The organism is Acidovorax sp. IB03, assembly GCF_016406015.1.
GTDB lineage: Bacteria > Pseudomonadota > Gammaproteobacteria > Burkholderiales > Burkholderiaceae_C > Acidovorax > Acidovorax temperans.
On record NZ_JAEFCH010000026.1, the window covers coordinates 16,070 to 28,906 of the forward strand.

General features: G+C 63.7%; 7 protein-coding genes. 2 read left to right on the plus strand and 5 right to left on the minus strand.

Annotated elements, in window-relative coordinates; all coding sequences use genetic code 11:
- Positions 1 to 93: 93 nt before the first annotated feature.
- The 3 genes from IHV84_RS13985 to IHV84_RS13995 all read right to left on the minus strand — a co-directional run bounded on the left by IHV84_RS13985 (position 94) and on the right by IHV84_RS13995 (position 2,573).
- Complete coding sequence (locus tag IHV84_RS13985) at positions 94 to 489, minus strand: VOC family protein (protein ID WP_198847310.1); 396 nt, start codon at positions 487 to 489, stop codon at positions 94 to 96.
- A gap of 107 nt (positions 490 to 596) precedes the next feature.
- On the minus strand, positions 597 to 1,064 hold the full coding sequence (locus IHV84_RS13990; protein ID WP_066690993.1) for a CopD family protein: 468 nt from the start codon (positions 1,062 to 1,064) through the stop codon (positions 597 to 599).
- A 138-nt stretch (positions 1,065 to 1,202) separates the two neighbouring features.
- Positions 1,203 to 2,573 (minus strand): bifunctional diguanylate cyclase/phosphodiesterase, encoded by a 1,371-nt coding sequence (locus tag IHV84_RS13995; protein ID WP_198847311.1) that lies wholly within the window; start codon positions 2,571 to 2,573, stop codon positions 1,203 to 1,205.
- 365 nt (positions 2,574 to 2,938) lie between these two features.
- Here IHV84_RS13995 and IHV84_RS14000 point away from each other — a divergent pair, with 365 nt between their 5' ends.
- The gene (locus tag IHV84_RS14000; RefSeq protein ID WP_198847312.1) at positions 2,939 to 6,085 is read left to right on the plus strand and encodes an EAL domain-containing protein; all 3,147 of its coding nucleotides are present in this window, start codon (positions 2,939 to 2,941) and stop codon (positions 6,083 to 6,085) included.
- Positions 6,086 to 6,316: 231 nt separating this feature from the next.
- On the plus strand, positions 6,317 to 8,209 hold the full coding sequence (locus IHV84_RS14005; RefSeq protein WP_198847313.1) for a propionate--CoA ligase: 1,893 nt from the start codon (positions 6,317 to 6,319) through the stop codon (positions 8,207 to 8,209).
- Between the two features lie 48 nt (positions 8,210 to 8,257).
- Here IHV84_RS14005 and IHV84_RS14010 read toward each other — a convergent pair whose 3' ends face one another.
- Together IHV84_RS14010 and IHV84_RS14015 are read right to left on the minus strand one after the other, a co-directional pair.
- Entirely contained in the window at positions 8,258 to 8,704 is a 447-nt protein-coding gene (locus IHV84_RS14010) for a GNAT family N-acetyltransferase (protein ID WP_198847314.1), read from the minus strand.
- A 96-nt stretch (positions 8,705 to 8,800) separates the two neighbouring features.
- On the minus strand, positions 8,801 to 12,643 hold the full coding sequence (locus IHV84_RS14015) for an EAL domain-containing protein (RefSeq protein ID WP_198847315.1): 3,843 nt from the start codon (positions 12,641 to 12,643) through the stop codon (positions 8,801 to 8,803).
- Between the last annotated feature and the right edge of the window lie 194 nt (positions 12,644 to 12,837).

The window sequence follows — 12,837 nt, forward strand, 5'->3', positions numbered from 1 at the left end:
AGAGGATGCCACGTTATCGCCCCTCTGCGCAGAGGGATACAGTGGTTTTTGGCAGCGTGTGGGTTGGTTCAATGGGCAGCGAGGGCCCGCACCCTAACCAGCCAGGATCGGTGTGCAGAGCTCCACCAACGTACCGTCAGGGCACCGGACATACGACACGGTTTGACCCCAGGGCCGGGCCGCCGGAGCTGCCAGCTCGGTGGCACCGTGGCGCAACGCTTGTTCGTGGGCAGCGGGAACATCGGGGGTGACGAACGCGATTTCCATGCCCAGAGGCTTCTCGGACGAGTGCGCTGCCACATGACCACCTGGAAAATTGGCGTGGCCCAGGGCGTGGTCAGCGAAGGCCAAGGTGGTGGTGCCTGTGTCCAGCTCGCCATAGGTGCCCGACTCATGCAAAAACCGAGGAGAAAATCCAAAGGCACGCTCGAAAAAGGCGAGGGATGCGGCCACGTCGGGCACGTAGATGATGGTGTAGCCAAATTGCACGGGGAGCCTTGCGTGAGGAGATCGCCCCATTCTGCCTGACACCTGCTGGCGGTGAGCCGGGCCTCAGCGTCTTGTACGAAGGCGGCCCAAACGCCGCCAGCACGGCACTACAGCAGGGTCACCAATGCCACGATGGCGATGCCGAGCCCCAGATTGGTGGCCACCCAGGTTTTGATCTTCGCCATCCAGCGGCCTGCCTCGGGCCAGTTGCCTGCCTCTTTCGCAAGAACGAGCTGTTTGAAAAGCACCAGCCGGAGGTAGCCAAAAATGCCCGTCATCACCAAGCCAATGGCGACCATCAAGGCCCAGTCCAATGGCAGGGCAAACTGGCCGCCCGATTGAACCACCTGCCGTGCTGTGCGGCCCAGCATCCAGATACCTGATGCCAGCAGGGCGGCGATGGCCACGGTCACCGCCGTAAAGAAGCGCTGCAGCACACCGCACAGCAGTCCGATGCGCACGGGGGGCTCCAGCTGCTGGGCGGCAGGCCGCAGGCAGAAATGGGCAAAGAACATTCCACCCAGCCAGACCATGGAGGCCAGCACGTGGATGAGTTGGAGAAGGGAGTCGAGCATGTTGGTTCTTGGCGATGCCATGGTGAAGGGGGCTGGCAGGGCAGAATTTAGGCCATGGGCGCCCTCACATGAGCGATGGCCCCAACTGGCATCAGGACATCCATAAGGCGCCAAGCCAAGGAGGAAGCAATTTGCGCTTCAGTTCAGCGGCGAGGCGCCATGGCGTTCACCTAGGTTGCCTGGGTGCAAAAACGATTGGTTGCCCCCGCTACGCTTGGCTACGTACATCGCCTCATCGGCCCGGCTGAGCAAGGCGCTTTCATGCATTCCATGATCTGGGTACAACGCAATCCCAATGCTGGGCTGTATGCGCAGGACCGTGCCTTGCAGATCAAAAGGCTGCGAAAACGCCGACAGCATTTTCTGCGCCATGGGTTGTGGGGATTCGCCCAGGCGAATCCCCTCCAGCAGCACCACGAATTCATCGCCACCGAGCCGTGCCACCGTGTCGCAGCCGCGTACGGCTTCCATCAGGCGTTTGGCAACGCCTTGAAGCAGCAGGTCGCCCATCGCGTGCCCCAGGGTGTCGTTCACGTCCTTGAAGCGGTCCAGGTCAATGAAGAGCAGGGCAAGCTGCGTCTCCTCACGGTGGGCACGGGCCACGGCGATCTTGAGCCGGTCATAAAACAGCGCGCGGTTGGGCAGGCCGGTGAGCTGGTCGTACTGTGCCATGCGGTGCAGGCGCTCATGCAGTTGAACGCGTTCGACCACCATCTCAACTTGAGGAGCGACGAACACAAGCAATGCCTGGGCCGCCTCGACAGGGCGCTCTCGTGTGGACAGTCCCCGCAACGCCAACACGCCAAGGGGGCGGTCGCCTGAGGGCAGGGGGACGCCCAGCCAGTAATGGGGAGGGATCTCCGGGCCGCCGGATTCGGGCGCTGGCAGAGGCTGGAGCAGCGACGCGCCTTGTTCCAGAACCTGCTGGTACCAAGCCGTCTCGGATGCCTCGGCATCCAGCGCTTGTGGGGCGGGGGCCGTACCGTGTGCGTCGTACACCCGGTGAAATCCACCCTGTGGGGTGGTCAGCGCCACAGAAAACGCGAGGGTGTTGATGCGGGCAGCAAGGATGTGATGAATGCGCTCCAAAAGCACAGGCAAGCTGGAAGCTGCGTGCGCCGCAGCGGAAATGGCATACATCGTGGCGTGCATCGACTCCGTGCGCTTGCGCCGGGTGATGTCGTGGGCGACTGCCAGGCGCAGTTGGCTGTCGGGGAGCCAGCGTGCCGTCCAGAGGATGTCCACCAACGCACCATCTTTGCGGATGTAGCGATTTTCAAACTGCAGCTGCAAGCTGCCTTCCATGACACGGTTTGCCTGCTGCTCGGTGGCCTGGCGGTCTGCAGGGTGGACGAGATCGAACATCTTGAGACCCACAGCCTCTTCAGGGGTGTACCCAAAAATGCGTTCAAACGCAGGGCTCACGTAGACCACCTGGCTGTTGGCATCGACGATACAGACTGCGTCGAGCAAGAGATCCACAACGTTCTGGGCCGATATTCTTTGCATTGGCGTTTTCCCGTCTTGCTCAGTGGCTGCAAGCCGCCACAGTGGAGTCCATCCATTGCCTGCCGGGTTATCCAGGAAATGACGCCCCATTTTGCCGGTGGAATACCTTCCGTGAGTGCAACTCACACCTGTTGTGAAAAAAGACACGCCACATCAATATTTTCAAAAGAATCCTTTCGCTATGTTTTTGATAGCTGCTGGCGCTTTCTGAATAAGGGGTGGAGGCCTGTTTTAATGTATTTTGTGCGCCGCCCCAGCTACCTTGGGATCCAGCAGAATGGGTAGATGCCCGCTTTGACGGGTGAGGGCGTACAGGCCAGACTTGTCCAATCACCCAGATCAATATTCCCCCCGCACGGTTCTCCATGGTGTCCCTTCTATCGCACGGCCGTTATCGCCCCTGGTTGGCGGGCTGCGCCGTTGCGGTGGTGGGCTTCATCGTCAGCTATTGGGCGGTGCTTCAGCAACGTGAGTCTGTGGGAATCATCGAGCAGACGCGCTTTACCCACGAGGCCAAGGCGTTCACAGACGCGCTGGGGCAGCGCGTGGCAGCCAACACCGAGATCGTGTTCGGCTTGCACAGCCTTTTTTCCTTGAATCCATCGCTGGGGCGCGCTGACTTTGATCGGGTGGTGACAGAACTGGACGCAGCGCGGCGCTATCCCGGCGTGCGCAATCTGGCCTTCACCAAGCGCGTGGCGCGCGAGGACAAGGCCGCCTACGAAGAGTCGGTTCGCAACGATCTGTCCCTGGCGCCCGCGCACAGAGCCTCATTTGCGATCCGCCCCGCGGGCGAGCGGGACGAGTATTTCGTCGTGCACTACATCTGGCCGATGCGCAGCGATGCCGAGATGCTGGGGCTGGACATCAGCGCCCAGCCCGCCAACCTGGCCTCCATGCATTTCAGCCGGGACAGCGGCCGTCCGGTGGCGTCCGCCCCCTTCGACCTGATTCAAGAGCGCGACCATCGTACGGGCTTTGTCATTCGCATTCCGGTGTTCGGCCCGCCACAGCCAGGCAATGCGGCGCAGCGTCCGTTTCTCGGGGCGGTCGCGGTCACGCTCCGGGTGTATGACATGGTTCGCGCTTTGCAGTCACAGGGCTACCTGCAGGGGCTGTCGGTGGCGATTGAAGATGCCGGTTCTGTGCGTGTGCCGGCGCAAGAGGGTACTAGCCGCTCGTTGCTGGCGCCCACCGCCGATGCGCTTGCGGGTGCTCGGCCTTTGACCAGAGAGCTGGAAGTGCACAGCCGCCTGTGGCGACTGACTTTTCTGCCCACGCAGTCCCTGCTGTCGCCCTCAGAGCAGCGGCTTCCCTGGGTGGCGGGCGCGGCCGGCGGCATCGTTTCTGTGCTGCTCGGGTTGCTGACCGCCATGCTGGTGCGCCAGCGCACCATCGCCTTGGGCCAGGCCAAAGCATCGGACAACGCCCGCCGCCAAAGCGAGGAGCGTTTTCGCGCCTTGTTCAACCAGGCCGCCGTGGGTGTGGCCCAAGTCGATTCCCACACAGGGATCATCCAGCGCATCAACCAGCGGTACTGCGACATCATTGGATACTCGCCCGAAGAGCTTGAGGGCCGCAGCTTGCGCGAAATCAGCCACCCTGACGACCAGCCTGCGGGGTTCGCGCAAATGGAGCGACTCAAGGCTGGGGACATTGCAGAGTTTCGTATTGAGAAGCGCTATTTCCACAAAGACGGGCGCGAAGTGTGGGTGGACCTGACGGTAACACCCATGTGGTCGCAGGGAAGTGAGCCTGACTATCACATTGCCATGGTGCAAGACATCACCGCGCGCAAGCAGATGGAAGAAACGCTGCGCGGCAACGAGCAGCGGCTGTTGAACATCCTGCAGCGCTTGCCGGTGGGCCTGTGCCTGGTGCAGCGCGATGGGCGCATGAGTTTTCGCAACGAGCGATTTGTGGAGATCTGCGGTTACACCGAGGAAGACATCTCCACGGCAGAACAATGGTGGCTGAAGGCCTACCCAGATGTCGAGCTGCGCGCCCGCCACCGTGCGGCCTGGAGCAGTGCGCTGACGCAGGCCCGCAAGTCGGGTGGTGCCATCCAGGCAGCGGAATATTCCATCCAATGCCGGGATGGACAGCAGCGCACGGTCGAGATTGCGGGCGTGCTGGTGGGGAACGACCACCTGCTGACCATGGTGGACCTGAGCCAGCGCAAAGCCGCTGAAGAAGAGATTCGTTACCTCGCCTTCTACGACCCGCTGACGCGCCTGCCCAACCGGCGCCTGCTGATGGATCGCCTGCAACAGGCCCTGGCCACCAGTGCGCGGCACCAGCGCAGTGGTGCCTTGCTGCTGCTTGATCTGGACAACTTCAAGACCTTGAACGAAACCCAGGGCCACGACCGGGGAGACACGCTGCTGCTGCAGGTATCGCACCGCCTGCGCGCCTGCGTGCACGAAGACGATACCGTGGCCCGGCAAGGCGGGGACGAGTTTGTGGTGGTGCTGGAAGACCTGGGCGACACCCGCGAGGAAGCTGCCGCGCGCGCAGAAGAAGCCGCGCAGAAAATTCTGCTGGCACTGCGCGAGCCCTACACGCTGGGTGGCGAAACGCACCACAGCTCGCTCAGCATGGGCATCACCATCTTCAGCGGTATGCGTGAGACGGTGGATGAGTTGCTCAAACGGGCGGATTTGGCCATGTACCAGGCCAAGTCCGCTGGCCGGGATACCCTGCGCTTTTATGACCCCCAGATGCAGGCCGCCGTCAGTGAGCGGGCGGCGCTGGAGCTGGACATGCGCGCAGGCCTGGCGCAAGGGCAGTTTGAGCTGTACTACCAGCCCCAGGTGGACAACGACCGCATTACCGGCGCCGAGGCCCTGTTGCGCTGGCGGCATCCGCGCGATGGCTTTGTGTCACCCGCCCAGTTCATCCCGCTGGCGGAGGAGTCGGGCTTGATCCTGCCCATCGGTGAGTGGGCGCTGCAAGCCGCCTGCGAGCGACTGGCCCTGTGGGCGCAACAGCCCGCCCTGGCAGGGCTGACCCTGGCGGTGAACGTCAGCCCCCGCCAGTTTCACCAGAGCTGCTTTGTGCCGCAGGTGCTGGCGGCCTTGGCCCGAACGGGGGCAGAAGGCCGCCATCTCAAGCTGGAGATGACGGAAGGTTTGCTGCTGGCCGACGTGGAAGACACCATTGCCAAGATGTCCACGCTGCGCAGCTACGGGGTGGGCTTCTCGCTGGATGATTTCGGCACCGGCTATTCCTCGCTGGCCTACCTGAAGCGGTTGCCGCTGACCCAGCTCAAAATCGACCAGAGCTTTGTGCGCGACGTGCTGACGGATCCCAATGACGCCGCGATTGCCCGCACGGTGGTGGCACTGGCCAACAGCCTGGGGCTGAGTGTGATTGCCGAGGGCGTGGAGACTGAGGAGCAGCGCGCCTTCCTGGCCCGCAACCATTGCCACAGTTGGCAGGGCTACCTGCTGAGCAAGCCCATCCCTGCTGCAGATTTCGAACAACTGGTGCGCGACTACAACCAGGGCTGATGCCACGGGTAATGGCCGTTCGAGCAAGCGCTTGTGCAAGCGGTATGGCGTGTAGCGCCGTGGTGACGAATGAAGGTAGGGCTTGCGTCAGTTTGCCGCAAGTACGTTATGAATAATTATGAATTCAAAAATTGGAGCCAATAGTGCACGCGCTTTTTCCGGTGTGGGCCGTCTGCTGCGGGGTGCGCCTTGTGCCTTGGGCCCGGATCGTGAGATGAAGGAGACAAACCAATGACCCGCTACGCTGACTTTTACCGCCACTCCATCGACAACCGCGATGCCTTCTGGGGCGAGCAGGCGGCGCTCATTGAATGGAACACCCCGCCCCAGCAGATCTGCGACTACAGCAACCCGCCGTTTGCCAAGTGGTTTGTGGGCGGCACCACCAACCTGTGCCACAACGCGGTAGACCGGCATCTCAAGACCCGGGCCGATCAGCCAGCACTGGTTGCCATCTCCACCGAAACAGACACTGAGCGCAGCTACAGCTACGCAGAATTGCACGCAGAAGTGCAGCGCATGGCCGCCACCTTGCAGGGCCTGGGCGTGAAGAAGGGCGACCGGGTTCTGATCTACATGCCCATGATTGCCGAGGCCGCTTTTGCCATGCTGGCGTGCGTGCGCATCGGAGCCTTGCATTCGGTGGTGTTTGGCGGCTTCGCCTCGGGCTCGCTGGCGTCCCGCATTGAAGACGCAGAGCCCGTGGCGGTGGTCAGTGCCGATGCCGGTTCGCGCGGCGGCAAGGTGGTGCCGTACAAGCCCCTGCTGGACGAAGCCATTGCCCTGTCGGCCCACAAGCCTGCCGCTGTGTTGATGGTCAACCGGGGGCTCGCCCCCATGGACTGGCAAGCCGGGCGCGACCACGACTGGGCCAGCCTGCGCGAACAACATTTGAACGCCAGCGTGCCTTGCGAATGGGTGGAGTCCACGCACCCCAGCTACACGCTGTACACCAGCGGCACCACCGGCAAGCCCAAGGGTGTGCAGCGCGACACCGGCGGCTATACCGTGGCGCTGGCCGCCAGCATGAAGCATATTTTTGATGCGCAGGCCGGCCAGACCTACTTCGCCACCAGCGACATCGGCTGGGTGGTGGGGCACAGCTACATCATCTACGGCCCGCTCATCGCGGGCATGGCCACCATCATGTACGAAGGCCTGCCCACTCGCCCTGACGCTGGGGTGTGGTGGAGCATTGTGGAAAAGTACAAGGTCACGCACATGTTCTCGGCCCCCACGGCTGTGCGTGTGCTCAAGAAGCAAGACCCCAGCTGGCTCAAGAAATACGATGTCTCCAGTCTCAAGGCCCTGTGGCTGGCGGGAGAGCCCTTGGACGAACCCACAGCGCAATGGATCAGCGACGCGCTGGCCGTGCCCATCATCGACAACTACTGGCAGACCGAAACCGGCTGGCCTATTTTGACCCTGGCCAACGGTGTGGAGCAGCAAACCACGCGCTTTGGCAGCCCTGGCAAGGCCATGTACGGCTATGCGGTGAAGATCGTGGACGAGTCCACTGGCGACGAGCTGACCGGCCCCAACCAGAAGGGCGTGGTGGGCATTGAAGGCCCGCTGCCACCCGGTTGCATGCAGACCGTGTGGCGCGATGACGCACGCTTCGTCAACACCTACTGGAAGAGCATCCCCGGTCGCTTGCTGTACAGCACGTTTGACTGGGGGATTCGTGACGCTGACGGCTACCACTTCATCCTGGGCCGTACGGATGACGTGATCAACGTTGCTGGCCACCGCCTGGGCACCCGCGAAATCGAGGAGAGCATTGCATCGCACCCCAACATTGCCGAGGTGGCGGTGGTGGGCGTGGCCGACCAGCTCAAGGGCCAGGTGGCCATGGCCTTTGCCGTGGCCAAGGATGCCTCGGGGCTCGATTCTGACGCGGCCCGCCTGAAGCTGGAAGGCGAGGTCATGAAGCAGGTAGACCACCAGCTGGGCGCCGTGGCCCGGCCATCACGCGTGTATTTTGTGAACGTGCTGCCCAAGACCCGCAGCGGCAAGCTGCTGCGCCGTGCGCTGCAGGCCGTGGCCGAGCGCCGCGACCCGGGGGATCTGACCACGATGGACGACCCCGCTGCCCTGGAACAGGTGAAGGATCTGGTAGGTTGAATCGGCGACCTGGCACGGCGCCCAGAGCGCTGTGCTCAATCGGCCCATTCACTGCGGTGGCCTGGCGACAAAGGCTTGTTTGCCGTGCCGTTCAAACCCTGACTGCTCGTAAAAGCGCAGGGTGTTTTCGTCTTTCCGGCCAGTCATCAGCATGACTTTGTAGCAGCGCGCGTGCCAGGCATGGGCAAGGGCGTGCCGCAGCAGCGCACGCCCCCAGCCCTGACCCCTGTGGGCTGATTGCGTCACCACGTTTTCAATGACGCCGAAAGGGCGGCATGCGCGCGTCAGATTCGGGATGATGGTGAGCGTGCAAGACGAGATCAAGTGGCCCCCATCCCATCCGCCAAAGTATTGAATGCGCGGGTTGGCCAGCGCTTCTGCCCACACGGCTTGTACCTCGGGGGCAGCGGGGAGCGGATCGTCGTGTTCGTGCAGGTGGGTGTAGAGCACGAGCAGAGGAGCCAGGTCGTCTGCGCGCAGTTCGCGGATGTTCAAAACCAGTCTCCCGGGTTTGCTATCTATTTGTTTGCTATTAAATCAATAGCTGCTACCGCTTACGGGGTGTGCGTTAGGTCGCTATTTTGGCTGGATTCAAACCGACCGGTTGCGATGCCATCCCGCAGGTGGCTGCCAGGTGCGCGTCCATCCCACAAAGTCTTCAAGCAGCATGGGTTTGCCGATGCAATAGCCCTGGGCCTGGGGGCAGCCCAGTTGCAGCAGCATCTGGCCTTGCTCGATGGTCTCCACCCCTTCTGCAATGACACGGTAGCCAAACGAGCGGGCCAGCCCAATCACGCCCTGGACGATGGCCAGGTCTCCGGGGTCGTTCATCATGCCGTGCACAAAGCTCTGGTCGATCTTGAGCGTGTCCATGGGCAAGCGCCGCAGGTACGTCAATGACGAGTAGCCGGTGCCAAAGTCGTCCAGCGACACCGCCACACCCAAGGCCCGCAGAGATTCGAGCGTGCCGGTCACGGCGTGCAGGTCATACAGGGCCGCGCTTTCGGTGATTTCAATCTCCACCATGTGCCCCGGCACGCCTGGGTGGCGCTGCAGGCACTGCGCCACCCAGGTGGCAAAGTCGTTTTGCTGCAACTGCTGGGCGCCCACGTTGATGCTCATGGGCAGCTCAATGCCCAGCGCTTGCAGCTTTTCAAGCTTGTGCAGGGCGGCTTCGATGACCCACTGGCCGAAAACAATTTCCAGTTCGGTGCCCTCGATGAGCGGCAAGAACTCGCCGGGGGCCAGCACGCCGCGCTCGGGGTGCCGCCAGCGTACCAGCGCCTCGGCACCCACCACGGTGCCCATGCGCATGTCCACCTTGGGCTGCAGGTACAGGTTGAACTGTTCTTCGTCCAGTGCGTTGCGCATGCGCTGGGCCTGCTCGCGCAGCAGCTGCACTGCCCGGTCCTGCACGGCATCGAACAGGTGAAAGCGGTTGCGCCCTGCCTGTTTGGCTGCGTACATGGCCTGGTCGGCATGGCGCAGCAGGGTGTCGGCATCGGCGTCGTCTGACGGGAACAGGGTGTAGCCAATGCTGGCGGTGACCACCACGCGTTCGGAATCCAGCGGGTAGGGGGCGGCCACGCTTTCCATCACGCGGTGCAAACGGGTTTCGCAGTCGGCGCGTGATTCGAGGGCGGGGAGCAGGAGCACGAACTCATCACCCCCCAGGCGGGCCACGCAGTCGTCCGTGCGCAGCGCACGCGACAGACGTCCGGCCACGGCCATGAGCAGGCGGTCGCCCGCACCGTGGCCAAAGCGGTCGTTGACGGGCTTGAATCCATCCAGATCCAGGTAGGCGACCCCCAGCAGCGTTCCATGCTGGCGGGCGCGCACCATGGCCTCTTGCAGCCTGCGCGCCAGCAATACGCGGTTGGGCAGGCCGGTCAGTGCGTCAAAGTGGGCCAGCTTTTGCAGCAGCACCTCCTGCTCGCGCTGTGGCGTCACGTCAATGGCCACCCCCAGCATGCGCTGCGGGGTGCCCCGTGCATCAAAGCTCACGATCTTGCCCAGGTTGCGCACCCAGCGGGGCTTGTCGCTGCCCGTGCCTTCCAGGCACCAGGTGGCATCAAACGGTGTGGCCGGGTGGGCAGCGTGGCGCGCGATTTCGGCCGTGATGCGGTCCACATCGTCTGCCGAAACGGTCTGCGTCCAGCCCAGGGGCTCTGTGCTGGCAGCAGGGCCGCTGTTGCCCAGCAGGACACGCCAGCGGCTGTCGCCGGTCACGGTGCCGGCTTGCAAGTCCCAGTCCCACAGGCCCAGCGATGCGGCCGAGATGGTGAGCGAGAGCAGTTCCTCGCGCTCGCGGATTTTCTCTTCGTTGCGCTTGCGGTCGGTGATGTCCTGGACTGAGAACATCCAGCAGGGCTCGCCGTCAAAGTCCGTCATGCGCATCGACTGCAACACCGTGCGTGGGGGGGCATTTCGGGGGTGGATGGTGACCTCGTAGCCGTTAAGCTGGCTGGTGAGTGCGGCCGCCCGGATGAGGTTCTCGCGATCGGCCGGGGTAAACACGCCCAATTCAACCGAGGTGCGCCCCAGGGCCTCGCTGCGGGGAATGCCGAGCAACTTTTCCCAGGCCGGGTTGACCTCTACATACTGCCCATCGCTGCAGCGCGACAGCCCCATGGGGAAGGGCATGAGCTGGAAGATGCGGGAGAAGCGCTCTTCCGACTGGCTCAAGCGCAGGCGCGCGCGTCGGGCTTCGTCAATGTCCTGTGTCACGCCCCGCAGCCGGACGACCTTGCCATGCTCCAGCACCGCCTCGCAGCGGGCCCTGATCCAGAGCCTGCGGCCATCGGCGCGCAGGATTTCCAAGTCCATGCTCTGCTCCTGACGATGGTCGATGCAGTCGTGGAGCTTCTGGCGCAACTCGGCCTGGTATTCGGGGGCCACGTACTGCGCGATGTAGTTTTCTGGCAGTGGGGTTTCCGCGGGCAGACCGTGGATCTCGAAGCACATGTCTGACCAGTACAGCAGCCCCTTGGTCAGGTCGTGCTCCCAGGCGCCCAGCCTTGCCAGGCGGCCAGCTTGCTGCAGCAGGCCGTTGCGGGTTTGGAGTTCCTCGCTGATGCGCTCGGCTTCCGTCATGTCGTGGAAGACGAACACAAAGCCTTCTTGCCCGTTGATGTGCACGGGCCGAGCCGAGGTGAGCCCCGACACGGTGCTGCCATCCTGGCGCCGCGCACGCATGGGCAACTGGTGCGCCTGCCCGTTGCGCAGCACCGCGTGCAGCAGCCGGGTGTGTTCGTGCGGGGTGGCCCACAGGTTCAGCTCTTGCGAAGTGCGGCCCAGCACCTCATGGCGCGGCAGGCCCAGCAGGGTGCACAAGGCGGGGTTGGCTTCCAGCAGGCGCCCGTCATTGATGCTGGCAATGCCAGCGGGGTCGGGCAGGGTGAGGTAGATGGTGCTCGACTTGGCCTCGGAAGCGCGCAGCGCGTCCTCCACTTCGTGGTGGGCGGTAATGTCCACATCCATGCCGGCCAGCCGCACGGGGCGGCCTTGGGCGTCGCGCTCGGCCACCGTGCCGCGCGACATGATCCAGCGCCACTGCCCGGCGTTGTTTTTGACACGAAACTCGGCTTCGTACGAGTCCTCCAGCCCCATGCGCGCGCGGGCGAGGTGGCTGGCCGTGCGTTCAGCATCGGCCGGGTGTCGCCGGGCAAACCAGCGCTCCCACAAGTCAGGGGCACTGGTGTCGTCGATGCCAAATGCGTTGTAGAAATGCCCCTCGCAGCGAAATTCCTTGCGCTGCACCAGCCATTCCCAGCGCCCGCCGTTGAGCGAATCGAGGGTGAGGCGCAGTTGCTCCTCCCGCTGGGCCAGGGCTTCGTGGGCCTCACGCAGGGCCTGCATGGCGTGCACGCGCCCTGCCAGCAGCTGCCGGCCCGTGCCCAGCAGCAAAATGCCCGCCCCGTGGTACCAGGGCAGCCGCACCAAAGCATCTTGCAGGGACGAGGGCGCAGGGGCGGCGCCACTGACCACCAGGCAGGCGTAAGTGACGGGTGGCAGCAGGGCTGCCAGCACCAGCATGCTGATCCACAGGCGCGCGGGGCGGTCGTCTCGCTGCGCATGCCAACGTGTGGCAGCGCCCGCCAGGCATGCACCTGCCAGCACGCTGATCGCAGCGCCCCAGTGCGGCTGGGGGATGGCGAGCTGGGCCGCGAGCGCGATGGCGGCGGAAACCAGGGCCGCCAAGGGCCCGAAGTACAGCCCCAAAAAGGCCGTGGCCGTGGGGTGCACCACCACCGCCATACCGTCTGGCCCAGAGCGCAAGCTCAGCAGCACCAGCGCAGACACCCCACCACCGACCAGACCCGCAATCAGCTGGCTGCGCCGGCTGGGGCGCAGCAACTCAACTGGCTCCAGCCAAGCCAGTGTGATGACAACAAGGACGAGCAGGCCGCCAGCCAGCAGCAAAAGAGAAATCATGAAACCGGTGGGCGTAGCCGGGCGTTGAAACCATCCCCTGTCCTTGATTCGCGGCCCTGACCCCAAGCTCCCGCAGGGTAAAGCGCAGGCGGCAACAGGGCCTGTTCAAAAGTGTGGAGGGGATGCACAAGAGCCAGAGCGGGAAGGGAGCAGAGGCGCATTGGACAGCCCATGGCCTGAACTATTGCAGGGCG